The sequence below is a fragment of the Sphingomonas morindae genome, assembly GCF_023822065.1.
Taxonomy (GTDB): Bacteria; Pseudomonadota; Alphaproteobacteria; order Sphingomonadales; family Sphingomonadaceae; genus Solisphingomonas; species Solisphingomonas morindae.
Genome location: NZ_CP084930.1, coordinates 2,031,141 through 2,057,161, shown reverse-complemented (window position 1 = coordinate 2,057,161; position 26,021 = coordinate 2,031,141). Strand labels below are relative to the sequence as shown.

Here is a 26,021-nt window from a genome sequence, read left to right as displayed (position 1 = left end):
AATTGTCAGCCTGTGACAATCCCTCCGTCTAGAGCCAGTCGCGCCATTTGAACCAGAGCACCGGCAGCACCGTGGAGGCCACCATCAGCGCCAGCGCGAAGGGATAGCCCATCGTCCAGTTCAGCTCCGGCATGACCTTGAAGTTCATCCCGTAAATGCCCGCGATCAGCACCGGCGGCACGCCGGCGGTGGAGACCACCGTCAGCAGCTTCACCACATCATTCTGCTCGATGCTGATAAAGCCCACCGCCGCGTCCAGCAGCATCGAGGTGCGGCCGACCAGGCTGGATTCGAATTCGTCGAGCGAGCTGACATCGTGCGCCACCGTCTTCAGCCGGTCGCGCAGCCCCGCGGCGAGCCGTGGCTCGCAGCGATCGAGCAGGAAGCTCGCCATCCGCGCGATGGCGAGGAAGGAATGGCGAACGCGCACCAGTTCCTCGTTCGAGCGGCCGATCTTCACCATCAGCCGCCGCAGCCGGCGCGTCTCATGGCCCAGGCGGTGGCCGCGCGCCGGCTCGGAGAAAATCTCGCCGCTCGCCTCGGCCAGCGTCTCGGCGACGCGCTCGAGCCGGTCGGCGGCGCGGTCGACAATCTCCTCCAGCAGCCGGATCATCACCTCCTGCGGGCCGGAGAGATGATCCCGCTCCAGCGCCTCGTGCACCGAATCGAAGGCGCGGATCTCGGCGAAGCGGATCGTCACCAGCACATCCTCGCGCAGCACGAAGCCCGCCGGCACCAGCACCACCGCCTCGCCCAGCCGGCCGATCAGCGGCGCGCTCATCGTCAGCCCCGCCGCGTCGGCGCGCAGCCGGCTCGAGGCCTCGATCTCGGCGAGGCTCTCGCGCGTCGGCAGCGCCATGCCGAGCCGGGCCGAGACCCGCGCCACCTCATCGGCCGAAGGCTCGCGCAGATCGATCCAGCAGGCCGCGTCGAGCGTGGCCGTCTTCGGGAATAGGCTGAGCACGCAAGGCATCTCCTGCAAGGCGGGATCAACGCTAGCCCGTGGTCCCGCGCCGCACCTCTTACAAATTGGAAATGTTGATCGCTAGATTATGCCAGTTTGCCGAACGCAGAGCCGCGCCTAGATCGGATGCCAGCACAGGGCGGCCCGATCGGCGCCGCCACGGGAGACAAGCCATGATCGACGTGAGACCCTTTGCGAGCCTTGGCGGTGCCAATCACGGCTGGCTCGATGCGCACCATCATTTCTCCTTCGCCGGCTATCATGATCCGGCGCGGATGAGCTGGGGATCGCTGCGCGTGTGGAACGATGATGTGATCGCCCCCAAGAGCGGCTTTCCGCCGCATCCGCATCGCGACATGGAGATCATCACCTATGTCCGCAGCGGCGCCATCACCCATCAGGACAATCTCGGCAATAGCGGGCGCACGGTGGCGGGCGACGTGCAGGTGATGTCGGCGGGCACGGGCATCGCCCATGCCGAATATAATCTGGAGGACGAGCCCACCACCATCTTCCAGATCTGGATCCTGCCGGATCGCGCGGGCGAGGCGCCGAGCTGGGGCAGCAAGCCCTTCCCCAAGGATGATCGCGCGGGCCAGTTCGTCACCCTCGCCTCGGGGCTGGACGGCGATGCGGACGCGCTGCCGATCCGCACCCAGGCGCGCGTCGTCGGCGCCACGATCAAGGCGGGCGAGACGCTCGATTATGCGCTGGGCGCGGGGCGCCGCGCCTATCTGGTGCCGGCGACGGGCGCGATCGAGATCGACGGCGCCACCGCCCGGGCGCGCGATGGCGTCGCGATCGCCGATGTCGAGACGATCCGCATCACCGCGCTGGAGGATAGCGAGGTGGTGCTGGTGGATGCGGCCTGACGCGGCTGCGGCCGGCGGCACCAGGCGCCGCCGGCCCCGTTGATGGCGCGAGCGCCGAGGAGAGTGGAATGACCGTGCAATCGAGCAGCAACCCTTCCGTGGAGACGATCATCCTGCCGCCCGTGCGGGATCTCGGCGATGGCTTCACCGTGCGCCGCGCCCTGCCCTCCGCGCATCGCCGCATGGTCGGCCCCTTCATCTTCTTCGATCAGATGGGGCCGGTGCGCTTCGGGCCGGGCGAGGGGCTGGATGTCCGCCCCCATCCGCATATCGGCCTGTCCACCGTCACCTATCTGCTCGACGGCGAGATCCTGCATCGCGACAGCCTCGGCGTGGTGCAGCCGATCCGGCCGGGCGCGGTGAACTGGATGACGGCGGGATCGGGCATCGTCCATTCCGAACGGAGCGCGCCCGAGATGCGCGCCAGCGGCGGCGGCCTGTATGGCCTGCAAACCTGGGTGGCGCTGCCCAAGGCGCATGAGGAGACGGATCCCGCCTTCTCCCACCACGCCGCCGAGACGATCCCCGTCGCCGAGGCGGAGGGCGTTCGGCTGACGGTGGTGGCGGGCACGCTCGACGGGCTGCGCGCGCCGGCGCCGGTGCTGTCCGACCTGCTCTACGCCGATGTCCAGCTGGACGCCGGCGCGCGCTACCGCCTCTCGGCCGAGCATATCGAGCGCGCCGCCTATGTCATCACCGGCGCGATCGGCATCGCCGGACAGACGGGCGGGTTCGAGGCGAACGCGCTGGTCGTGTTCAAGCCGGGCGCCGAGATCGTGATCGAGGCGCGGGGCGGCCCGGCGCGGATCATGCTCGCGGGCGGCGAGCCGCTCGCCGAGCCGCGGCACATCTTCTGGAACTTCGTGCACAGCGATCCCGCGCGCATCGAACAGGCGAAGGAGGATTGGCGGCGCGATCGCTTCGCCCATGTCCCCCACGAAACGGACTTCATACCGCTGCCCGACGCGCCGCCGCCGGTCCGCTACCCCTAAGCCCCGGCCCGCCGCACATGGCGGGCCGGCGCCGGTCGGGCGATCAGTCCAGCAGCCAGCGCACCACCGCGCCGTTCGAGACCTGCTCGGCGGCGCGGCCGTCCGGCAGGCGGGTATCGCCCCACCAGCCATCGGGCAGGCGCAGCGTCTCGCCCGCATCCACCACCTCGGCGCTGTGCACCGCCGCGAGCAGGGTGAGCGTCTGCCCCTCATGGCTGCGGGTGAAGGCGATCGCGTCATAGGCGCGCGCGCCTTCCAGCGTCAGCCGCTCGAACGTGCCGTCGAGGAACAGCGCCGGCCGCTCGCGCCGCAACGTGAGCAGGGCGGCGATCAGCGCCTGCTTCGCCGCGCCCGAACGCCAATCCTGCCGGCCGGCGGCGAGCGCCGCGCGCCGCGCCTCATAATCCACCGGGCGGCGATTGTCGGGATCGACAAGGCTCAGATCCCAGAATTCGCATCCCTGGTAGAGATCGGGCACGCCCGGCACGGTGCAGCGCAGCGCCGCCTGCACCAGCCCCTTGGCGGCGCCCGGCGCGGCCAGCTCGCCGACCAGCTCGATCGCCTCGCGCACGAACACGCCGTCGGGCTTGAGCAGCCCCTGCAGATAGGCGTCGCACGCCGCCTCATAGTCCGTGTCGGGCACGGTCCAGGAGGTGCGCAGCTTGGCCTCGCGCAGCGCCTTGAGCTGCCAGGCGCTCATCCGCTCGGCAAAGGCGGCGAGCCCGTCCGCGTCGTCGGCGGCGAGCGCCAGCGGCCAGGCGCCGATCAGCAGCTGGTGGAGGATATCGGCATCGCCCCGGCTGATCTCGGTGGGCGCGAGCCCCGCCCAGCGGCGCGCGAAGCCGGCCCAGCGCTCGGGCCGCTCGGACAGCACGGCGAGCCGGGCATAGACATCCTCGCCGCGCTTGTGATCGTGCGTGGCGGTGGCGAGCATGGCATGGGGATGCGCCGCCGCGCGCTCGGCGATGACCCGGCAAAAGGCGCCCGCGCCGGTGCCGAAGCGATCGGGATCGAAGCCGACATTGTTGCGCGAGAGCAGCCGCCCATAGCGGTAGAAGGCGGTATCCTCGACCGCCTTGGCGGCGATCGGCGCGGACAGCTGCTGGAAGCGGCGCACCGCCTCGCGCCGCCGATCGAGATCGCCCGGCCCCTCGCCCGCCAGCCAGTCGGCGATGCGCTGGACGAGATCCTCGTCGGCGACGCCCGCAATCTCCTGCCCCCGCGCGACCGCGCGGGCGCGCAGCGGCGCGTCGCTCTCCGGCGCGGCATCGCCGGTGCCATAGGTGCGATAGACGGGAAAGCCGCAGATCAGATCGGCGCTCGCGCGGCGCAGCGCCGCATAGGTGAGATCGATCAGCGACGGATCGGACAGCGCCACGCGCCGCAGCGCGCGCGCCACCGAATCCAGCTGGCCGGCAAAGTTGCGCTCCAAAATCTCGCGCCGCGCGGCCAGTTCCTCGCTGGCGAAATCGGCGGGCCGGCCGCTCAGCTCGTGCCACAGCGCGCCAAAGGCATCGGCGCTGCGCGGATCATGGAGCAGCGCCGCCACGGCGTTCATGAAGTCATAGCCACTGGTGCCATCGGTACGCCACGCCGGATCGAGCTGCTCGCCCTCGCCGAGGATCTTCTCGACGACCAAATAGGCCGGCCCCGGCGCGGCGTCGGCCGGGCGCCACTCGCCTGCCGCCTCCAGCTTGGCGCGCAGCTTGACGCAATAGCCGGCGGGATCGGCAAGGCCATCGACATGATCCACGCGCACGCCGTCGATCAGGCCCTGCGCATAGAGTTTGAGCGGCAGCCGATGCACCGCATCGAACACGCGCTCCTCCTCCACGCGGATCCCGGCCAGTTCGCTGACGTCGAAGAAGCGCCGCCAGTTGATGACATCGCCGGCGGTGCGCCACCAGGCGAGCCGCCAATGCTGGCGCTCGCACAGCGCGTGCAGCGCCGCGCCGGTGATCGCGCCCAGATCGGCGTCGGCGAGCGCGGCCTGGTCCTCAAGGCGGAGCGGGAAGACATGCGTGTCATAGGCGACGACCGCGATGCGCTCGCCCAGCTTGCGTACGACGACATCGCCCGAGGCCAGCGCCTCGGCATAGGGCGCGCCGAGAAAGGGGGCGAGCAGCTTGCCGTCGAGCGCGGGATCGCCGGGGTGCCAGTCGATATCGAAAAAGCCGGCGAATTCGCTCGCCTCGCCCTTTTCGAGCACGTCGAGCCACCAGTCATTGTCGCCGGCGCCGACCGCGACGTGATTGGGCACGATATCGAGAATGATGCCGATGCCGCGCGCCTTGAGCGCCGCCGCCAGCGCCCGGAACCCCGCCTCGCCGCCCAGCTCGGGGTTGATGACCCCGGGATCGACCACGTCATAGCCATGGTTCGAGCCCGCGCGCGCGGTGGCGATGGGCGAGGAATAGACATGGCTGATGCCGAGATCGGCCCAGTAATCGACCAGCGGCAGCGCCGCCTCGAAGGGGAAATCCTTGTGGAACTGCACGCGATAGGTGGCACGCGGGGTCATGAGCGCTGCTCGCGAAGAAGGGTGGTGCGGCGCTCGGCCGCGGGATCGGCGAAAAGCGTCTCGGCGGGCGCCGGATAGCGGCGCCGCCAATTGGGATGCTCGTCGATGGTGCCGGGCATGTTGGGCGCCTCGCTGAGGCCGAACAGATCCTCCGCCGGCACGATCGCCAGCTCGCACGCCGATCGCGCGACCAGCGCGATGCCGGCATCCACCGCCGTCTCGGAACCACCGACGTCGCCCGCGCCGGACTGGCGCGCGCGCTCGGCGAACAGGTCGCGGTCGTGCGCGCGCGCCTCCGCGCTCTCGGCGCCGATGCCGAGCCGCGTGCGCCACTCGATATCGACGCCCTTCCACCAGCCGCCGACGGGCGTGAGATCGTGCGTCGTCGTCATCGCGGCCGATGCCCGGCGCCATTGGCGGGGATCGGTGAAGCGACCGGCATTGTCGCGCTCGAACAGGAGGATCGACATGCCGAGCAGATGGCGCTCGGCGAGCCGGTCGCGAAACCCCTCGGGCACCACGCCGAGATCCTCGCCGATCACCAGCGCGCGGTGGCGCGCCGCCTCCAGCGCGAGCAGGCGCATCATGTCCTCGAAGGGATAGCGCATATAGCAGCCGTCGAGCGGCCGCGCGCCTTCGGGAATCACCCAGAGCCGGCCGAGCCCGAGCGCGTGATCGATGCGCACGCCGCCGGCGTGGCGCAGCGCGGTGCGCAGCGTCCGCAGATAGGGCAGGAAGCCCAGCTCCTCGAGCGCGATCGGCGAGAAGCCGGTAATGCCCCAGCCCTGGCCTTCGGCCTGGAAGGCATCGGGCGGCGCGCCGATGGTGAGGCCGGCGATCAGCTCGCCGCGTCGCGACCAGGCATGGCTGCCGCCGGTATCAAGCCCGACCGCGAGATCGCTGATCAGGCCGATCGCCATGCCCGCCTGTTTCGCGCCCGCCTGGGCGCGCGCCAGGCCGCGATCCGCGCGCCATTGCAGGAAGAGATGGAAGCGTACCGCGTCCGCCTCGGCGCGGGCGAACTCGGCCACTGCCGGGCTCGCCGGATCATGATAGGCGGACGGCCAGGCCTGCCAGCCGCTGCCATGGCCGAGCGCGCGGAAATGATGGTCCAGCGCCTCGAACAGGGCATGGCCGCGCAGCGCGGCGCCGCCTTCGGCCACAAAGGCATCGAAGCCGGCATCGCCCTCGAACGCCGCATAGGCGCGCCGCAACCCCGCGAGCCGCGCGGCGGCGGCTTCGGGCCAGTCGATCAGGTCGCCGCCCGCGGGCTCGTCGGCCTCGGGATCGGCGTAGAGGATGTTGAGGAAATCGCGCGAGGAGGGCGAATAGGGGCTGTACCGGCCCGGATCTGCCGAAAACAGCGCATGGGCGGGGCTGACCGCGAGCGCATCGGCGCCGGCGGCGGCCGCCGCGCGCGCAAAGGCACCGAGCTGGCCAAGATCGCCAAAGCCGCGCGGCGCGTCGCCACGCAGCGCGTAGAGCTGCACCGCCGCGCCCCAGGCGCGATCGCGACCGGTGAGATCGGGCACCGAGGGCGCGCGCGCCGGGGCGATCGCGAGGCCGATCTCGTGGGCGCCGAGGCGCAGCCGGTGATAGCCGCAATCATGGATTGTGAGCTGGCGCGGATCGCATTCGAAGGCGCGCCCATCCTCCAGCGTCAGCGTGGCGAGCCCGTCCAGCGCCACCGGGCTGGGATGGTGGATATCGCCCGTGACGAAGTGCGGGACGGCGGCGCGCGCATCGAGGCGCGCGCTGCTGTCCGCGATCTCGCCCTCGCTGCCGGCGGGCAGGCCCATGGCGCCCAGCACCGCGCGCAGCGTGTCGGGCGCCACCGTCTGCGGACGGTTCTCGAAGTCGCGCCACTCGGCCAGCAGGCCGGCCCTTGCGGCGAGCCGGATCAGCGCCGCGTCGCTCATCGCAGCCACGCGAGCAGGGAGGCGGGGCGCAGCCGGCCATCGACAATGCCCTCGCCGATCCGCTCGAACGGGGCGCCGTCCGGCGCCGCGAACGCCACGTCCCCCACGCCGAAATTGAGCGCGATGCCGAGCGTCTCGCCATTGCCGAGCCGCCAGCGCGCGACCACCGCCTTGTCGCCGATCGCCTCGGCGCCGAGGCTGGTCGCGCCCTCGAGATGCGGCACGATCCGCGTCCGCCGCAGCGCGAGCAGACGCATATAGAGACCGCGCCAGCTCTCGCTCTCCGGCCCCGGCGCGACGCGCGACGCCTCGAACGTGGCGGCCGCGTTGGGATCGGGGATGCGGGCGCGGGCATCCTCGCTCTGGAAGGCGGCGAACTTGGCGAATTCCTTGCGCCGGCCCTCGCGCACGGCATCGGCCAGCGCATCGTGGAAATCGGTAAAGAACAGGAAGGGGCTTTCGCTGCCAAGCTCGTCGCCCATGAACAGCAGCGGGATCTGCGGCGCCAGCAGCAACAGGCCGGTGGCCGCGCGCAGCCGCTCGGCGCCGGCCAGCCGGGTCAGCCGCTCGCCCATCGCCCGGTTGCCGATCTGGTCGTGGTTCTGGAGAAAGCTCACGAAGCGCGTGGGCGGCAGATGCGCGCTGGGCCGGCCACGCGGCGCGCCGTCATGATTGGGCGAGGGATCGCCCTGATAGATGAAGCCTTCCGCCAGGCAGCGCGCCAGCCGCTCGGCCGGACGATCCGCGAAATCCTGATAATAGGCGTCGCGCTCGTCGGTCAGCAGCACGTGCAGCACATTGTGGAAATCATCGTTCCACTGCGCGTCGAACCGCTCGGGCGCGAGCCGGTCGGCGTCATTCTCCTCGTTCTCGAGCACGAGATGGACGTGCCGATCCCCGGCGCCGGCGCGGATCGCCTGCGCCATGCGATCGAGAAAGGCGGGATCGCCGATCGCATGAACCGCATCGAAGCGCAGCCCGTCCAGCCGGTACTCCTCGATCCACATGCGCGCATTGTCGATGAAGAAGTCCGCCACGGGGGCGCGGTCGAAGGCGATCGCGCCGCCCCAGGGCGTGTGCTTCTCCTCGTGGAAGAAGGCGGGCGCATAGGCCGAGAGATAATTCCCGTCGGGGCCGAAATGATTGTAGACCACGTCGAGGAAGACCATCAGCCCCAGGCCATGGGCGCGATCCACCATCGTCTTGAACGCCGCCGGCGTGCCGTACTGATTGGCCGGGGCATAGGGCAGCACCCCGTCATAGCCCCAGTTGCGGCGGCCGGACACCGCCGCCACGGGCATCAGCTCGATCGCCGTCACGCCCAGTTCGGCGAGACGGGGCAGCGCCTCGGCGATCCCGTCAAAGCCGCCCATCAGCCCGGGATGCAGCTCGTACAGCACGGTTTCGGCCCAGGGCCGGCCGCGCCAGTCGCCATTCTGCCAGTCATGCGCCGGATCCACCACCAGGCTCCAGCCATGCACATCCTCCGCCTGCGCGCGCGCGGCGGGATCGGGCACGGCGAGATCGTCCTTGATCCGGAAGCGGTAGCGCGTGCCGGGCGGGGCCGGCGCGATCGCCTCGAACCAGCCCTCGCCCGCCGGCGTCATCGCCACCGCGGCGCCGCCGTCCAGCTCCAGCGTCAGCGCGTCGAGCGCGGGCGCCCAGAGCCGGAAGCGGGTGGTGCCGTCGTCGCGCGGCGTCGCCCCCCAGGCGGCCATTACAGGCCGCCCGTACCGACGACCACCACCACCGCGCGATCCTGCACGGTGATGCTCGGCCCGACCTCGCGCTCCGGGCAGCGCGGATCGGCGCTGTCGATCACCAGATAGCGCTCCAGTTCGGGCTGCGGGAAGGTGAACTCGATCGGCTCGGGGCCGCCGTTCATGAGCATCGTCACCGCCTCGACCATGCCGTCCGGGCGGCGCCGCACGCGCCGCATGACCAGCGCCTTGGCCTCGGGGTTCTGCCAATCCTCGTCGCTGAGATGCTGGCCATTCTCGTCGAACCAGTCGATATCGAGCACGCCCTCGGCGATCTCGTTGCGGCCGTGCAGGAAGCTGCTGGAGCGGACGAGCGGATAATGGCGCCGCACCGCCGTCAGCCGCCGCACGAAATCCGAAAGCTCATGGCCCTGCGGGCTCTCGAGATGGTCCCAGTGGAACCAGCTCAACTCGCTGTCCTGGCAATAGGCGTTGTTGTTGCCGTTCTGCGTGCGCCCGAACTCGTCGCCGCCGAGCAGCATCGGCGTGCCGAGCGAGGTGAGCAGCGTCGTCAGCATCGAGCGGATCACCCGCCCGCGCAGCGCGATGATGGCGGGATCGTCGGTCGGTCCCTCCACGCCCCAGTTGCAGCTGTTATTGTCGTCCGAGCCGTCCTTATTGTCCTCGCCATTGGCCTCATTGTGCTTCTCCTCATAGGAGGCGACATCGGCCAGCGTCTGCCCGTCATGGGCGGTGACGAAGTTGATCGAGGCCCAGGGCCGGCGCGCGCGCTCGTCGAACAGATCGGCCGAGCCCGAGATGCGCGAGGCGAATTCCGCCCGCTCGCCCGCGCCCTTCCAGAACAGGCGCGTGGTGTTGCGGAACTTGTCATTCCACTCGGCGAAGCCGGGCGGATGATTGCCCAGCTGATAGCCGCCGGGACCGATATCCCAGGGTTCGGAAATCAGCTTCACCTGGCTCAGCACCGGATCCTGGCGCAGCACGTCGAAGAAGCCGGCGCGCGGATCGAAGCCGTTATGGCCGTTGCGGCCGAGCGTGCAGCCGAGATCGAAGCGGAAGCCATCGACATGGAAGCTCTCCGCCCAGTAGCGGAGCGAGTCGGCGATCATCTGCAGCACGCGCGGATGGCTGGCATCCACCGTGTTGCCGGTGCCGGTATCGTTCACGCAGTAGCGCGGATCGTCCGGCATCGCGCGGTAATAGGATTTATTGTCGAGCCCGCGGAAGCTCAGCGTGGTGCCCAGTTCCGAGCCCTCGGCGGTGTGGTTGTAGACCACGTCGAGGATCACCTCGATGCCGGCGGCGTGCAGCGCCTTGATCGCGGCGCGCAGCTCATCGGCCTCGCCGGTTGCCATGTAGCGCGCTTCGGGCGCGAAGAAGCCGAGCGTGTTATAGCCCCAATAATTGGCGAGCCCCATCTCGACCAGCCGGCGATCCTGCACGAAGGCGTGGATCGGCAGCAGCTCCAGCGCGGTGACGCCGATCCGCTGGAGATGCGCGATCACCTTGGGATGGGCGAGCGCCTTGTAGCTGCCGCGCTCCGCCTCGGGCACGTCCTTGAGGAGCTTGGTCAGCCCCTTGACGTGCGCCTCGTAGATGATGGTGCGGTTCCACGGCGTCGCCGGCCGCACATCGTCGGACCAGTCGAACGTCTCCTCGGTCACCACCGCCTTGGGCATGGCGGGCGCGCTGTCGCGCTCGTCGAAGCTCAGATCGTCGCCGCTCTGGACGTCATAGCCGTAGAGCGTGTCGTCCCACTTGATCTCGCCCAGGATGCGCCGCGCATAGGGATCGAGCAGCAGCTTGTTCGGATTGAAGCGGTGCCCCTCCTCCGGCGCGTAGCGGCCATGGGCGCGCAGGCCATAGACCAGCCCCGGCCGGGCATCGGGCAGATAGCCGTGGAACACCTCGTCGGTGCATTCGGGCAGACGGTGCCGCGCGATCTCGCGGGCGCCGGTCTCGTCGAACACGCAGACGTCGATCGCGTCGGCATGCGCGGAAAAGACCGCGAAATTGACGCCCTTGCCATCGAAAGTGGCGCCCAGCGGATAAGGCTTGCCGCCCTTCAGCGGCGTGTCCGTGTCGGTCAAGCGTCGGTTCCTTCATAGCGCAGGAGGATGGCGCCGAGTGGTGGCAGGGTGACGGCGAGCGACTGGTCAAAGCCCTGAGCGGCATCGCCGGTCGTCACAACCGTTCCCGCATTGCCGATGTTCCCGCCGCCGTAGAGCGCGGCGTCGCTGTTGAAGATTTCGGCCCAGCGGCCGGCCGCCGGGGCGCCCAGCACCACCCGCTCGATCACCGTTGGCAGCATGTTGACGGCCACGATCAGCGGCGCGGCGCCATAGGCGGACTGGCGCACAAAGGCGAAGATCGAACCATGGTCGCCGCCCTCGATCAGCCAGCGGAAGCCGCGCGAGTCCGCATCGCTGTGATGCAGCGCGCCTTCGCTCCGGTAGAGCCGGTTGAGATCGGCCAGCAGCCGCTGCACGCCCGCCGGCCCTTCTTCCTGCAGAAGCTCCCAATCGAGCTGGCGATCATGGCTCCATTCGCGGCGCTGCGCGATCTCGCCGCCCATGAACAGCAGCTTCTTGCCGGGATGCATCCACATCAGGCTGTAGAGCGCGCGGAGGTTGGCATGGCGCTGCCAGGGATCGCCCGGCATCTTCTCGATCAGCGCGCCCTTGCCATGCACCACCTCGTCATGGCTGAGCGGCAGGATGAAGCGCTCCGAAAAGGCATAGACGAGGCCGAAGCCGATATCGGCGCCATGCCAGGGCCGGTACAGCGGATCGCGCTCCATGAAGCGGAGCGTGTCGTTCATCCAGCCCATGTTCCATTTATAATCGAAGCCCAGCCCGCCTTCGGCGACGGGGCGGGTGACCCCGGGAAAGGAGGTGGATTCCTCCGCCACGGTGATGGCGCCGGGCGCGCGCTCGCGCACCACCTCGTTGAGCCGCTGCAGAAAGGCGATGCTCTCCAGATTTTCCCGGCCGCCATGGATGTTGGGAATCCACTCGCCCTCGCGGCGGCTGTAATCGCGATACAGCATCGACGCGACGGCATCGACGCGGAGCCCGTCGACATGGAAGCGCTCCAGCCACCACAGGCCGCTGGCGATCAGGAAACCCGCCACCTCGGTGCGGCCGAGATTGTAGATCAGCGTGTTCCAATCCTGGTGGAAGCCTTCACGCGGATCGGCATGTTCGTAGAGATGGGTGCCGTCGAACAGCGCCAGGCCATGGGCGTCGGTCGGGAAGTGCGCGGGCACCCAGTCCAGCAGCACGCCGATTTCGGCCTGGTGCAGCCGATCGACCAAGCGCGCGAAGCCCTCGGCGGTGCCGAAGCGCGCGGACGGCGCGAACTGGCCGAGCGGCTGATAGCCCCAGGAGCCGCCGAAGGGATGCTCCATGATCGGCATCAGCTCGACATGGGTGAAGCCCATCTCCTGCACATAGGGGATGAGCATGGTGGCAAGCTCGTCCCAGTCATGCGCGCCCGCGCCATCCCAGGGGCGTTTCCACGAGGCGGCGTGGACCTCATAGACGCTGATCGGCGCCCCGGCATGATGACGCTCGGCGCGGCCGGCCATCCAATCGGCGTCGCCCCAGCCATGCGTCAGCGGCGGCGCCACGATCGATCCGGTGGCGGGCGGCATCTCGGTGGCGCGGGCGAGCGGATCGGCCTTTTCGCGCCGCACGCCATCCGCGCCAATCACCTCATATTTATAGACCTCGCCGGCGCCGAGCCCGGGGATGAACAGCTCCCAGATGCCCGAGCCGTGGCGCAGCCGCATCGGGTGGCGGCGGCCGTCCCAGCCGTTGAAGCCGCCGATCACCGACACCGCGCGCGCATTGGGCGCCCAGACGGCGAAGCGCACGCCCGCCACGCCCTCGATCACGTCCGGCGACGCGCCCATCTTGTCGGCGAGCTGCCAGTGGCGGCCCTCGTTGAAGAGATAGATGTCGGTATCGCCCAGCAGCGGGCCGAAGCGGTAGGGATCGTCGGTGTCCTGCACCGCGCCCGGCCAGCGGATGCGCAGCCGATAGTCGCCCGCGACCGGCCCCTCGAACAGCCCGGGCGAAACCTCGCGCAGCGGCGACAGCACCGCGCCGTCGGGCCGGATCGCATCGACCCCGTCTGCACCCGGCTGGAAGCTGCGCACCAGCCCCTCGTGCGGGCCCAGAAAGGCGAACGGATCGGCCCGCCACTCTTCAAACATAAGTTGCGGCAACGATGGTCTCCCCAGATCTCGCCGGTGCCAACGTCGCAGCATCGCTTCGGTGCCGCACCAATCTTTCGCGCGCCACGGAACCTTGTCCGGTACGCGGACTTACGCACGGACGAACAGGGGAGGCAGGTTTATGGCACCAAGCGCGACGTTGAGCGGTCTTATCACACGGCAGGCCATGGCCTTCGTCCTCGCCGGGGGGCGAGGCAGCCGGCTGATGGAACTGACCGACCGACGCGCCAAGCCGGCGGTGTTCTTCGGCGGCAAGACGCGCATCATCGACTTCGCTCTGTCGAACGCGCTGAATTCGGGCATTCGCCGCATCGGTGTCGCCACCCAATATAAGGCGCACAGCCTTATCAAGCACCTGCAATATGGCTGGGCCTTTTTCCGGCCGGAGCGCAACGAAAGCTTCGACATCCTGCCGGCGAGCCAGCGCATCTCGGAAGACAATTGGTATCAGGGCACGGCCGATGCCGTGTACCAGAACATCGACATCATTTCGAGCTACGCGCCCAAATACATCGTCATCCTTGCGGGCGACCATGTGTACAAGCAGGATTACGGCGTGATGCTCGAGGAGCATTGCGAGAACGGCGCCGACGTGACGGTGGGTTGCGTCGAGGTGCCGATCGGCGAGGCATCGAGCTTCGGCGTCATGCATGTCGACGGCCAGGACCGCATCGTCGACTTTCTCGAGAAGCCCAAAAATCCGCCCGAAATACCGGGCAAGCCGGGCTTTGCCCTGGCGAGCATGGGCATCTACGTGTTCAACACGGATTTCCTGTTCGAGCGCCTCGCCGAGGATGCGAACGATCCGAACAGCAGCCATGATTTCGGGCACGACATCATCCCCAGCCTGGTCAAGGGCGGCCGCGCCTTCGCGCACCCCTTCCATCGCTCGGCGCTGCGCTCCGGGCCCGAATCCGAGCCCTATTGGCGCGATGTCGGCACGCTCGACGCCTATTTTTCGGCCAATCTGGATCTGACCACGGTGGTCCCCGATCTCGATCTCTACGATCGCGACTGGCCGATCTGGACCTACAGCGAAATGACCGCGCCGGCCAAATTCGTACACGACGAGGCCGGACGCCGCGGCCAGGCCATTTCCAGCCTTGTGTCGGGCGATTGCATCGTCTCGGGCTCGCAGATCAAGGGCAGCCTGTTGTTCACCGGTGTGCGCGTCAACAGCTATTGCGACATCGCGAACGCGGTTATCATGCCGCGCGTGGACATCGGACGGAACAGCCGCTTGCGCAACGTCATCATCGATCGCGGGGTGCAGATCCCCGACGGGCTCGTGGTGGGCGAGGATCCCGCCGCCGATGCCGCCCGCTTCCGCCGCACCGACAATGGCGTATGCCTCATCACCGCCGACATGATCGCCAGGCTGTGAGCGGCGAGACGGCGCACCTGCCCGTCCTCTCGGTCGCGTCGGAACTCTATCCGCTCATCAAGACCGGCGGCCTCGCCGATGTCGCCGGCGCGCTGCCGGCGGCGATGGCGGGGCATGGCGTGGAGATGGTGTCGCTGGTGCCCGGCTATCCGGCGGTGCTGGGCGCGCTGGCCGAGAGCCGCGCGCTCGCCACGCTCGATCTGCTGGGCGATCCCGCCACGCTGATCGCCGGCCATGCCCATGGCCTCGATCTGCTCGTGCTGGACGCGCCGCATCTCTACGACCGGCCCGGCAGCCCCTATGCCGATGGCGAGGGCCGCGACTGGCCGGACAATGCGCGCCGCTTCGCCGCGCTGGCGCTGGCGGCGGCGCGGATCGCCGAAGGGGTGATCCCGCAATTCCGACCCCGGCTGATCCATGCGCATGATTGGCAGGCGGCGCTGGCACCGGCCTATCTCCATTATCGCGGCATCGCCGTGCCGAGCCTGCTGACCGTGCACAATCTCGCCTTCCAAGGCCGCTTTCCGGCGGACCAGCGCCACGGGCTGGAGCTGCCCGAGGCGGCGATGACGATCCACGGGGTGGAATATTACGGCGATCTCGGCTTCCTCAAGGCCGGGCTCCGCTTCGCCAGCCACATCACCACCGTGTCGCCCAGCTATGCCGAAGAGATCGCCAGCGAGGCGGGCGGCATGGGGCTGGGCGGGCTGCTCGCCGGACGCGCGGCGGCGGGCGAGTTGACCGGCATATTGAACGGCATCGACACCGCGATCTGGGATCCGGCGCAGGATCCGCTGCTGCCGCGCCCGTTCAGCGCGCACCAGCGCGAGGGGCGCGCCGCGGCGCGGCGCGCGCTGCTCGCCGATGCCGGGTTCGACCCGGCGGATGCGGGGCCCGTGTTCGGCGTGGTGAGCCGGCTCACCTGGCAGAAGGGGCTCGACCTGCTGCTCGAGCTGCTGCCCGATCTGCTCGCGCGGGGCGGCCGGCTGGTGCTGCTCGGCAGCGGCGAGCCGGGGCTCGAACAAGGATTCCGCGCCGCCGCCGAGGCACGCCCCGATCGCGTGTCGGTCCGGATCGGCTATGACGAGGCGCGCGCCCATCTGCTCCAGGCCGGGGCGGACGTGCTGCTGGTGCCCTCGCGCTTCGAACCCTGCGGCCTCACCCAGATGTGCGCGCTGCGCTATGGCGCGGTGCCGCTGGTGGCGCGCACCGGCGGCCTCGCCGACACGGTGATCGACGCCAATCCGGCCGCGCTCGCGGCGGAGGTGGCGACGGGGCTGCAATTCGCCCCGGTCGAGCGGCCCGCCTTCGCCGCCGCGCTGGCCCGCGCCTTCGCCCTGTTCGCCGACCGGCCCGCCTGGGATCGCATCCAGGCCAATGCGATGCGCGCGGACGTGTCGTGGACGCGCTCGGCGGCGGCCTATGCCGCGCTGTACCGGCGGCTGGCCGGCACGCCCGGCTGACATGGCCGCGTCGCGAGCCCGCCATGTCCCGCCGCCTCTCCGCTGAAGGCCTGGCCCGCCTCCCCGGCGCGGGCGCGATCGGCGCGATGATCGCGGCGCCGGACTGGGGCAAGGCGTGTCCGCTCGGGCCGCCCGCCGCCTGGCCGCAGCCGCTCGTGGACACCATGGCGCTGATCCTGCCCTCGCGGGCGGAGATCGTGCTGTTCTGGGGCGAGGCCTTCATCGCCTTCTACAATGATGCCTACAGCCCCACGATCGGCGACAAGCATCCCCGCGCGCTTGGCCGCCCCGCCGAGGAGAATTGGCGCGAATTGTGGGACGACCTCGCCCCGCTGCTGCGCCGGGTGCGCGATACCGGCGAGACGATCGCCGCCAAGGACCGCCCCTTCTACATCGAACGGCATGGCGGCGCCGGCGAGACCGTCTATTTCGACATCTCCTATTCGCCGGTGCCGCTCGCTGATGGCAGCATCGGCGGCGTGCTCTGCGTCGTCGGCGAGACGACGCAGCGCGTGCGGGCGCGCGCCGATCTTGCCGCGAGCGAGGCGCGGCTGCGCGAGGAAACCCGCGCGCTCGAAATCCTCAACCGCACCGCCGGGCAGATCGCCGCCGAGCGCGATCTGGATCGCCTCGCCACATGCATCGTCGAGGCCGGGTGCGCGATCACCGGCGCGCCGTTCGGCGCCTTCCTGCCGCATCTCGCCAGCGAGACGCACGGGCTGGCGCGGCGCGGCCTGAGCGACGAGCGCTTCGCGCTGCTCCGCGCCGCCGCCGCGCTGGCGCCGATCACCCGGCGCGGCGGCGTGCCGGCGCGCTGCGACGATCTCCACCAGCCCCCCGCCGACGCCCAGGCCGCCGCGCTGCGCGCGCTGGCGCCGCCGGAACTCGGCGCGCGGAGCCTGTTATGGGTGCCGGTGGTGGCGCGATCGGGCGATCGGCTCGGCGTGCTGCTGTTCGGCGATCCGGCGCCGGGGCGCTTCGACGCGCGCGCCGAGCGGCTGGTGGCGGCGCTCGCGGCGCAGGGCGCAATCGGTATCGACAATGCTAGGCTGGTCGCGGCCACGCAGCGCACCAACCGCGAACTGGAGGCGGAAGTGGCGCGGCGCACGGTCGAGCGCGACCGCATCTGGCAGGTGAGCCGCGATCTTCTGGGCGTGGCGTCGTTCGAGGGCGTGTGGCTGGCGGTGAACCCCGCCTGGACTCGGGTGCTCGGCTGGTGCGAGGCCGATATTGTCGGCCAGCCGACCAGCCGCTTCGTTCATCCCGACGATCTCGCCGCCACCCGCGCCGAAATCGAGAAGCTGGTCGATGGCGGCGAGTCACATGGCTTCGAGAACCGCTTCCGGCACCGCGACGGCGCCTATCGCCATCTCTCGTGGAGCGCGGTCGCGGCGGGGGGCGAACTCTATGCCGTCGCCCGCGACGTGACCGAGGAGAAGGCGCAGGAGGCGGCGCTCGCGGAGACCGAGGCGGCGCTGCGCCAGGCGCAGAAGATGGAGACGCTGGGCCAGCTCACGGGCGGCGTCGCGCACGATTTCAACAATCTGCTCCAGATCGTGCTGGGCAATCTGGATATGCTGCGCCGTCACCTGCCGGCCGAGGCCGGCCCCCGGCTGGCGCGCGCGGTGGAGAGCGCCACCACCGGCGCGCAGCGCGCCGCGACGCTGACCCAGCGGCTGCTCGCCTTCGCCCGGCGCCAGCCGCTGGCGCCCAAGGCGATCGACGCCAACCAGCTGATCCTCGGCATGGCCGACCTGCTCCGCCGCACGCTGGGCGAGACGATCACGCTCGATCTCGCGCTCGCGCGCGAGCTGTGGACGATCGAGGCCGATCCCAACCAGCTCGAAACCGCGATGCTCAACCTCGCGGTCAACGCGCGCGATGCCATGGCGGGGGGCGGACGGCTCGGCGTCCGGAGCGAGAACCGCACGATCGACGCGGCGGAGGCGGCCGATCTGCCGGGCGTGCGGCCCGGTTGCCATGTGGTGCTGGCGATCGAGGATAGCGGCACCGGCATGGACGCGACGGTGCTCGCCCGCATCTTCGAGCCCTTCTTCACCACCAAGGATGTCGGCCACGGTACCGGGCTGGGCCTGTCGATGGTCTATGGCTTCGTCAAGCAATCGGGCGGCGCGGTGCTGGTCGATTCGGAACCGGGCCGGGGCACGGTGGTGCGGCTCTTCTTCCCGCGCCACCAGGGCGCCGCCGCGGTTCCTGCCGCGCGCGCCGATCCGCCGGCGATGCCGCGCGGCGCGGGCGAGACGATCCTGGTGTGCGAGGACGATGCCGAGGTCCGCGCCACCTCGGCCCTGGCGCTTGCCGAGCTGGGCTATCGCGTGCTCGAGGCGGAGGACGGCGCCGCCGCCTGCCGGCTGCTCGCCGACCCCGCCGAGCGGATCGACCTGCTCTTCACCGATGTGGTGCTGCCCGGCGGGATGACGGGCGCGGACGTCGCCGCCGAGGCGCAGCGCCATCGTCCCGCCATCCGCACGCTCTTCACCACGGGCTATGCCCGCGATGCCATCGTCCATCATGGCCGGCTCGATGCCGGGGTGGCGCTGCTCGCCAAGCCGTTCGGCTTCGCGGAGCTGGCGCAGCGCATCCACGCGCTGCTGGCCGGGGCGTGACCGCGCACGCGATGGCGATTGCGCATCCCGCCCCGCGCCGCCATGAGGCGCGGCGATGACCATGGTCCGTTCCGAAAGCCGTCCCGCCGGGCTCGCCCCGGCGGCAAGCTTCGCCTGCGCGCTCGCCTGCGGGGCGATGGTGGCGAACATCTATTACGCCCAGCCGCTGATCGCGCTCATCGCGCCGGCGCTCGGGCTGCGCGCCGGCATGGCGGGGCTGATCGTCACGCTCACCCAGCTCGGCTATGCCGCCGGGCTGGTGCTGCTGGTGCCGCTGGCCGATCTGGTGGAGAACAGGCGCCTCATCGTCACCGGCTGCGCCGCCTCGGCGCTGGCGCTTGCCGGAGTCGCCGCCAGCCAGGGGCCGTGGAGCTTCCTCGTCGCGACCGTGGCGGCGGGGCTGCTCTCGTCCGGCGCGCAGATCGTGGTGCCCTATGCCGCCTCGCTCGCCGCGCCCGAGCGGCGCGGGCAGACGGTGGGCAATGTCATGGCCGGCCTGCTCACCGGCATAATGCTGGCGCGCCCGGCGGCGAGCTTCGTCGCCAGCCTGGCGGGGTGGCGCGCGATCTTCTGGCTGTCGGCGGCGGCGATGCTGCTGCTCGCCGCCTGGATGGCGCGCACCCTGCCGCGCCGCGCGCCGCCGCCCGGTCCGCCCTATGGCGCGATGCTGCGCTCGCTCGTCACGATCGTGCGCCGCGAGCCGGCGCTGCGCCGCCGGGCCGCCTATCAGGGGCTGATCTTCGCGATCTTCAACCTGTTCTGGACCTCGGCGCCGCTGATGCTCGCGGCGCGCTTCGGCATGGGCCAGAAGGGCATCGCGCTGTTCGGCCTGGCGGGCGCGGCGGGCGCGCTGGTGGCGCCCTATGCCGGCCGCCTGGGCGATCGCGGCCATGTCCGCGCCGGCACGGGCGCGGCCATTCTGATCCTGATCCTCTCCTGCCTGCTCTCCGGCGCGGCGGCGGCGTGGCACAGCCTGGCCGGCGTGATCCTGTTCGCGCTGACGCTGGACGGCGCCACCCAGCTCAACCAGGTGCTCGGCCAGCGCGTGATCTACAGCCTGCCGGGCGAGGCGCGCGGCCGGATCAACGCCGCCTATATGACGGTGATGTTCCTGCTCGGCGCCACCGGATCGGCGATCGCCACCACCACCTATCAGGCGGGCGGCTGGTGGGGCGCCATGGCCGCCGGCACCGCGCTGGCGGTGGCGACCGGGCTGCTCTTCCTCACGGAGTTTCGTCGATGATCCTGTCCCGCCCCGCGCGCCTGCTCGCTCTTGCCGGCCTCGCCGGCCCGCTCGCCGCCTTCGCGCCGCCGGGTCCGGCCGCGCCGATTATCGTAGCGGTCTCCAACGTGCCGAGCGCGCAGGGCCGGGTCCATGTCGATATCTGCCCCGAAGCCAAGTTCGTGACCGACGACTGCCCCTATATGGCCGAAGCCCCGGCGGTGGCGGGCACCACCTATGTCACCGTGCCGGCGGTGCCGCCCGGTCGCTACGCCGCCCAGGCCTATCACGACAAGAACGGCAATGGCCGCACCGACCGCAACTTCCTGGGCATTCCCACCGAGCGGGTCGGCTTCTCCAACGATGCGCCGGTGCATTTCGGGCCGCCACATTTCGCCGATGCGGCCTTCGACCATGGCACCACGCCCCAGCGCCTCGCCTTCCGGGTGCGCAGCCTGCCCTGAGCGCCGCTCCGGCTCAGGAGACGGTGTCGAGCTGGCCGAGCTTCTTCACCATCGCCGCGATGCCGCCCGAGGCGACCGTGCCGGCGAGATCGGCGCGCTGGAGCGCGAGCTGGCTCACGCCATCGGCGATCACATCGATGATCTTGTCGCCGCGCATGCGGTAGAAGAGCACGGTCTTGTCGACGGTGACGCGGACGATCGCGCTGCCGCCGCGCTGGATCGGCTGCGGGGAGACGGTGAAGGCGGTCGCCGTCGGCCCCTTGAAATTCTTGGCGAGCGACACGGCCGAATGGCGCGTGAGCGCGGCGATGGCGCGGCTCTTGTCCGCCGCCGAGGCCTGCGCCCAGCCCGGGCCGACCACCAGCGCCGCGATCGCCGGCATATCATAGGTGCGGCGGACCAGCGCCTCGAACTTGTCGGCGCGCTGGGCGAGGCCGCCGCCGCCCGTCTCGATCGCGTTGATGCCCGCATTATAGCTGGTGACAGCGGCGACCGGCCCGGACTGGGCCGCGACGAGCGTCGGCACGGCAAGCAGCGCCAGCGCAGCGCCGCACGGAAGAAACGAACGAGCCAAGGGATTTCCTCGATGACTGAACTGTTGCACGGTTAACGCATCGTCCCCAGAATAGCAGCATTGGCTTAACCGAGGCTGGCGCACCGGCGGCTCCGGCGCGACATAGCGGCTTGAAACGGCTCCGGGCATGACACGGCTGTCACTTCCGTAAGCTCCGTCATCGCTCTATAGGCGCGTGTTGCAATGCAGGGAGACCCGATGATCCAGGTGCTTCTCGCCCAGCCCCGCGGTTTTTGCGCGGGCGTGATCCGGGCTATCGATATCGTTGACCGCGCGCTCGACAAGGTGGGCGCGCCGGTGTTCGTGCGACACGAAATCGTTCATAACCGCCATGTCGTGGACACGCTCAAGGCCAAGGGCGCGGTGTTCGTCGAGGAGCTGGACGAGGTGCCGGCCGGCGCCGTCACCGTCTTCTCGGCGCACGGCGTCTCGCGCGAGGTCGAGCGCGTCGCGCGCGAACGGCACCTGCCGGTGATCGACGCCACCTGCCCGCTCGTCACCAAGGTCCATGTTCAGGGCCGCAAATATGTGAAGAACGGGCATGTGCTGGTGCTGATCGGCCATGCCGGCCACCCCGAAGTGGAGGGCACGCTGGGCCAGATCGACGGCGAGGTGCATCTCGTCGGCACGCCCGAGGAGGTCGCCGCCCTGCCGATCGCCGACGATGCGCGGGTCGCCTATGTCACCCAGACGACGCTGGCGGTGGACGATACCCGCGCCATCATCGCCGCGCTCAAGGCGCGCTTCGTCCATCTCACCGGGCCCGACACGTCCGACATCTGCTATGCGACGCAGAACCGCCAGATGGCCGCCCGCGCGCTGTGCGAGCGCGCGGACCTGCTGCTCGTGGTCGGCAGCCCCAATTCGTCCAACTCGCGCCGGCTGCGCGAGATCGGCGAGGAGATGGGGCGGCCGAGCTATCTGATCGAGGACGGGGCCGGACTCGATCCGGCCTGGCTCGCCGGCGTCACCACCGTCGGCCTCACCGCCGGCGCCTCGGCGCCCGAGGAGCTGGTGCAATCCGTCATTCAGGCGATCGCCGCCATTTCCCCCGTCACCGTCTCCCCGCTCGACGGGATCGAGGAGACGCTGCAATTCCGGCTCCCGCCGGCGCTCGACCGGCTCACGCCGCGTCCGGCCGCGGCGTAAGCACAAGGAGAAGTTCATGGGTCTGCCCCTCGCCGTCACCGCCCGCATCGGCGGCTACACCGTCAAGCGCCAGCTCTCCGGCAAGAAATATCCGCTGGTGCTGATGCTGGAGCCGCTGTTCCGCTGCAATCTCGCGTGCAAGGGCTGCGGCAAGATCGATTATCCGGGCGAGATCCTGAACCAGCGCCTGTCGGTCCAGCAATGCATGGACGCGATCGACGAATGCGGCGCCCCGGCGGTGTCGATCGCCGGCGGCGAGCCGCTGCTGCATCGCGAGATGCCGGAGATCGTGCAGGGCTATCTGGCCAAGAAGAAATTCGTGATCCTCTGCACCAACGCCCTGTTGCTGAAGAAGAAGATCGACGACTACCGGCCCCACCCCTTCTTCACCTGGTCGATCCATCTCGATGGCGACAAGGCGATGCACGACAAGGCGGTGAGCCAGGACGGGGTCTATGAGGTCGCCATCGAGGCGATCGAGCTGGCCAAGTCCAAGGGCTTCCGCGTCCAGGTCAATTGCACCGTGTTCGACGGCGCCGATTCGGATCGGCTGGCCGCCTTTTTCGACGAAATGGAGCGCCGCGACGTCGAGATCACCATCTCGCCCGGCTATGCCTATGAGCGCGCGCCCGATCAGGAGCATTTCCTCAACCGCGAGCGGACCAAGCAATTCTTCCGCGACGTGTTCGCCAAGGGCGCGGGCGCCAAGCGCTGGCACTTCACCAATTCGCCGCTGTTCCTCGATTTCCTCGCGGGCAACCAGCAATATCAGTGCACGCCCTGGTCGATGCCGCTGCGCAACATCTTTGGCTGGCAGCGGCCCTGCTATCTGCTCAACGAAGGCTATGCCAAGACCTTCGCCGAGCTGATGGAAGAGACCGACTGGGACGCCTATGGCGTCGGCAAGTACGAGAAATGCGCCGATTGCATGGTGCATTGCGGCTTCGAGGGCACGGCCGCCGCCGATGCCATCAAGCATCCGCTCAAGCTCGCCAAGCTGGCGATGCGCGGGGTGCGCACCGAGGGTGCGTTCGCGCCGGACTTCGCGCTCGCCGGCGCGCGCCCGGCGGTGGAAACCTATACCAGCCATGTCGAGCGCGAGCTGGCGCGTATCCGCGCCGAAAAGCCCAACGCCAAGCGCCACGTCGTCGCGGCGGAATAGGCGCTACGCGGGGCGGCCCCGGCGGGGTCGCCCCTTGGCCGATCAGAGGCAGAAATTCTGCTGGGCGAGCAGGCGGAAGCCCGCCTTGAGCGCGCGGCGCGCCTTGGCGGCGTCGCGGGCCAGCGCGATCAGCTTGGGGATCTGCCAGGGCCGGGTCAGCACCGACAGCGCGATGGCGGCCGCCGCCAGCCCGCCATCGCGGCCCATCCCCACCCGCGCCGCGTGCGGCAGCGAACGATGCGCGGGATCGCACACCACCCGCGCCACGGCGAAGGGAAGATCGTGCCGCGCCGCCACGCGCGCCGCGATATGGCTTTCCATGTCGCAGGCGATCGCGCGCGTCGCGGCGTGGCGCTCGCGCTTCTCGGCGGCATAGGCGATCATCGCGCCATCGGCATGGATGCGGCCCACCATCGCGCCCGGCAGCGTGCGCGCCAGCCGGTTGATCCAGGCGCGGTTGAACTCGCTCTGCTGGGCGTTGGACGAGGCCTCGCCCGCGATCCGCACCGGCCCCTGCCGTCCGGCGCCGGCGCCGACGCTCCATTCGCGCCGCTCGGCACCCGAGGGGGCGACCGTGCCCACCACCCAATCCCCGGCGGCGAGCAGCGGCGCGAGGCCGCCCGCCAGGCCGAGGCTGACGATCGCCCGCGCCGAGCCGGCATGGGCCTCCAGCTCGGCCTCCAGCCGCGCCGGATCGCCGCCGCCCGCCACGGTGACGACGCCCTCGCCGCGGAACAGCCCGGCCTCGCGCTTGAGCCCGCAGGCGATGAGAATCATCGGCGCCGGATCACATGCCGTAGCCGACACGCTTGGAGTTGCCGCGCTTGAGGCTGCGGTAGCGGGCGAGCGCCCAGAGCGGGAAATATTTCGGATAGCCATGGTAGCGCAGATAGAAGACGCGCGGAAAACCGCCGCCGGTATAATGGTCCTGCGGCCAGAGGCCATCGGCCTGCTGGTGGCGCTGCAGCCAGGCGATGCCGCGCGCCACCGCCGGATGATCCACCTCGCCCGCCGCCATCAGCCCCAGCAGTGCCCAGCCGGTCTGCGAGGCGACCGAGGGGGCCTGGACATGGCCCTTGCGGTCCAGCGCGTAGCTGTCGCAGCTCTCGCCCCAGCCGCCATCGGCGTTCTGGATGGCGATCAGCCATTTGGCGGCACGGCGCAGCATGGGGTTGGAGCGATCGAGCCCGGCGGCGTTGAGCGCGCACAGCACCGACCAGGTGCCGTAGATATAATTCACCCCCCAGCGGCCATACCAGCTGCCTTCGGGCTCCTGCGCGCGCGCCAGCCAATCGAGCGCGGCCTTCATGCGCGGATCGTCGAGGCCCGTGCCGAGCTGCGCCAGCATCGACACGCAGCGCGCCGAGACATCGGCGGTCGGCGGATCCAGCAGCGCGCCATGATCGGCGAAGGGAATGTCGTTCAGATAGTGATAGGCATTGTCCGCGTCGAAGGCGCCCCAGCCGCCATCGCGGCATTGCAGACCCACCGTCCACTCGGTTCCGCGCGCGATCGCCGCGTCATAGTCGGCGCCGGCCAGCGGGCGCGCGCGATCCATCGCCATCACCACCACGGCGGTGTCGTCGAGATCGGGATAATGGGCGTTGTTATACTGGAAGGCCCAGCCGCCGGGCCGGACATCGGGCCGGGCATCCGCCCAATCGCCCTTCACGTCCAGCACCTGGCGCGGCTTCAGCCAATCGAGCGCGGCCAGCGCCGCCGCATCGGCCGCCGGCTCGCCCACTTCGAGCATGGCATGGGCTGCCAGCGCCGTATCCCAGACCGGCGACACGCAGGGCTGGCAGTAGATTTCGCCATCCTCGCGGCGCACCAGCAGCTTTTCCACCGAGGCGCGGGCGATGGCGCGGTGCGGATGATCGGGCGCATAGCCGAGCGCGTCGAACATCATCACGCTGTTGGCCATGGCGGGATAGATGGCGCCGAGCCCATCCTCGCCGTTGAGCCGCTCCACCACGAAATCGACACAGGCCTGGATGGCGCGCGCGCGCGTCTTCTTCGGCCACAGCCGGTGCACGCGCTTGAGCACGACATCGAGCGCGCCGAAGCCCAGCTCCCAGACGAGCTTGCCCTTGGCGGCGCGGCCGGGCCTGGCGCGGCCGGGAGCGTAGAGTTCGTCCACGCCCACGCCGCGCGGGTTGCGCGCCCGGGGCTTGAGCGCCTGCAGCACCAGCAGCGGCACGATCACCGTGCGCGCCCAATAGGACATTTTGGACAGGTGGATGGGGAAGCGCCGGGGCAGCAGGATCAGCTCCACGGGCATTTCCGGCACGCTCGACCACGGCCCCGCGCCGTAGAGCGCGAGCTGGATGCGCGTGAAGACGTTGGTCGCCGCCGCGCCGCCGCGCCGCAGAATTTCCGCGCGCGCCCGCGCCATGTGCGGCGCATCCACGGGATCGCCGATCATCTTGAGCGCGAAATAGGCCTTGACCGTGGCCGAGAGATCGAAGCCGCCGTCATGGTACAGGCTCCAGCCGCCATGGCTCGCCTGGATGCGCCGCAGATAGCGTCCGATCGCGGCCTCGAGCGCATGATCCTCCGGCTCGCCCAGATAGTGGCGCAGCAGGATATATTCCGAGGGAATGGTGGCGTCGGCCTCCAGCTCGAACACCCAGTGGCCGTCCGCCTGACGCGCCGCGAGCAGCGCGTCGGTGGCGCGCGTCACCGCCTCGTCCACCCCCGCCAGCGCATCGGGCGCACCCGCCCCGCCTTCGTCCACCATCTCGTCC

The 26,021-nt window shown here is 70.1% G+C and carries 18 protein-coding genes; 9 read left to right on the top strand and 9 right to left on the bottom strand.

The window, feature by feature from the left end; genetic code table 11:
- Positions 1-28 precede the first annotated feature (28 nt).
- Positions 29-964 (bottom strand): magnesium transporter CorA family protein, encoded by a 936-nt coding sequence (locus LHA26_RS10095; protein WP_252165495.1) that lies wholly within the window; start codon positions 962-964, stop codon positions 29-31.
- Positions 965-1,137: 173 nt separating this feature from the next.
- On the opposite strand from LHA26_RS10095, the gene LHA26_RS10090 reads away from it, so the two are divergent.
- Both LHA26_RS10090 and LHA26_RS10085 read left to right on the top strand, forming a co-directional pair.
- Positions 1,138-1,836, top strand: coding sequence for a pirin family protein (locus tag LHA26_RS10090; protein ID WP_252165494.1), 699 nt, complete (start codon positions 1,138-1,140; stop codon positions 1,834-1,836).
- A 68-nt stretch (positions 1,837-1,904) separates the two neighbouring features.
- Positions 1,905-2,828, top strand: coding sequence for a pirin family protein (locus LHA26_RS10085; protein WP_252165493.1), 924 nt, complete (start codon positions 1,905-1,907; stop codon positions 2,826-2,828).
- 43 nt (positions 2,829-2,871) lie between these two features.
- Here LHA26_RS10085 and treY read toward each other — a convergent pair whose 3' ends face one another.
- Genes treY through glgB form a run of 5 tightly spaced genes read right to left on the bottom strand, consistent with a single transcriptional unit; the run spans position 2,872 to position 13,208 of the window.
- On the bottom strand, positions 2,872-5,349 hold the full coding sequence (treY, locus tag LHA26_RS10080) for a malto-oligosyltrehalose synthase (RefSeq protein WP_252165492.1): 2,478 nt from the start codon (positions 5,347-5,349) through the stop codon (positions 2,872-2,874).
- Positions 5,346-7,268, bottom strand: coding sequence for a 4-alpha-glucanotransferase (gene malQ / locus LHA26_RS10075; RefSeq protein ID WP_252165491.1), 1,923 nt, complete (start codon positions 7,266-7,268; stop codon positions 5,346-5,348). Before malQ ends, treY begins: the two co-directional genes overlap by 4 nt.
- Positions 7,265-8,986: a malto-oligosyltrehalose trehalohydrolase gene (treZ, locus tag LHA26_RS10070; protein WP_252165490.1), complete on the bottom strand. Its 1,722-nt coding sequence runs from the start codon at positions 8,984-8,986 to the stop codon at positions 7,265-7,267. Before treZ ends, malQ begins: the two co-directional genes overlap by 4 nt.
- The gene (glgX, locus tag LHA26_RS10065; RefSeq protein ID WP_252165489.1) at positions 8,986-11,079 is read right to left on the bottom strand and encodes a glycogen debranching protein GlgX; all 2,094 of its coding nucleotides are present in this window, start codon (positions 11,077-11,079) and stop codon (positions 8,986-8,988) included. The genes treZ and glgX overlap by 1 nt, the downstream gene beginning before the upstream one ends.
- Positions 11,076-13,208 (bottom strand): 1,4-alpha-glucan branching protein GlgB, encoded by a 2,133-nt coding sequence (gene glgB / locus LHA26_RS10060; RefSeq protein WP_437441254.1) that lies wholly within the window; start codon positions 13,206-13,208, stop codon positions 11,076-11,078. The genes glgX and glgB overlap by 4 nt, the downstream gene beginning before the upstream one ends.
- A gap of 142 nt (positions 13,209-13,350) precedes the next feature.
- On the opposite strand from glgB, the gene glgC reads away from it, so the two are divergent.
- Genes glgC through LHA26_RS10030 form a run of 5 tightly spaced genes read left to right on the top strand, consistent with a single transcriptional unit; the run spans position 13,351 to position 20,389 of the window.
- On the top strand, positions 13,351-14,613 hold the full coding sequence (gene glgC / locus LHA26_RS10055; RefSeq protein WP_302897969.1) for a glucose-1-phosphate adenylyltransferase: 1,263 nt from the start codon (positions 13,351-13,353) through the stop codon (positions 14,611-14,613).
- Positions 14,610-16,076, top strand: coding sequence for a glycogen synthase GlgA (gene glgA / locus LHA26_RS10050; RefSeq protein ID WP_252165487.1), 1,467 nt, complete (start codon positions 14,610-14,612; stop codon positions 16,074-16,076). The genes glgC and glgA overlap by 4 nt, the downstream gene beginning before the upstream one ends.
- Before the next feature lie 23 nt (positions 16,077-16,099).
- Complete coding sequence (locus LHA26_RS10040) at positions 16,100-18,703, top strand: ATP-binding protein (protein ID WP_302897968.1); 2,604 nt, start codon at positions 16,100-16,102, stop codon at positions 18,701-18,703.
- A gap of 55 nt (positions 18,704-18,758) precedes the next feature.
- Entirely contained in the window at positions 18,759-19,946 is a 1,188-nt protein-coding gene (locus LHA26_RS10035) for an MFS transporter (RefSeq protein ID WP_252165486.1), read from the top strand.
- Positions 19,943-20,389, top strand: coding sequence for a DUF2141 domain-containing protein (locus LHA26_RS10030; RefSeq protein WP_252165485.1), 447 nt, complete (start codon positions 19,943-19,945; stop codon positions 20,387-20,389). The genes LHA26_RS10035 and LHA26_RS10030 overlap by 4 nt, the downstream gene beginning before the upstream one ends.
- 13 nt (positions 20,390-20,402) lie before the next feature.
- Here LHA26_RS10030 and LHA26_RS10025 read toward each other — a convergent pair whose 3' ends face one another.
- Positions 20,403-20,963: an ABC transporter substrate-binding protein gene (locus LHA26_RS10025; protein WP_252165484.1), complete on the bottom strand. Its 561-nt coding sequence runs from the start codon at positions 20,961-20,963 to the stop codon at positions 20,403-20,405.
- Positions 20,964-21,161: 198 nt separating this feature from the next.
- Between LHA26_RS10025 and ispH the strand changes: the two genes are divergently transcribed.
- A complete protein-coding gene (gene ispH, locus LHA26_RS10020; RefSeq protein WP_252165483.1) occupies positions 21,162-22,112 on the top strand; it encodes a 4-hydroxy-3-methylbut-2-enyl diphosphate reductase in 951 nt (316 codons plus the stop codon).
- Between the two features lie 16 nt (positions 22,113-22,128).
- Complete coding sequence (gene hpnH / locus LHA26_RS10015; protein WP_252165482.1) at positions 22,129-23,274, top strand: adenosyl-hopene transferase HpnH; 1,146 nt, start codon at positions 22,129-22,131, stop codon at positions 23,272-23,274.
- A 42-nt stretch (positions 23,275-23,316) separates the two neighbouring features.
- Here the strand turns inward: hpnH and LHA26_RS10010 are convergent, their stop codons facing one another.
- Together LHA26_RS10010 and shc are read right to left on the bottom strand one after the other, a co-directional pair.
- Positions 23,317-24,051: a phosphorylase family protein gene (locus tag LHA26_RS10010; RefSeq protein WP_252165481.1), complete on the bottom strand. Its 735-nt coding sequence runs from the start codon at positions 24,049-24,051 to the stop codon at positions 23,317-23,319.
- A gap of 10 nt (positions 24,052-24,061) precedes the next feature.
- Positions 24,062-26,014, bottom strand: coding sequence for a squalene--hopene cyclase (gene shc, locus LHA26_RS10005; RefSeq protein ID WP_252168345.1), 1,953 nt, complete (start codon positions 26,012-26,014; stop codon positions 24,062-24,064).
- Positions 26,015-26,021 lie beyond the last annotated feature (7 nt).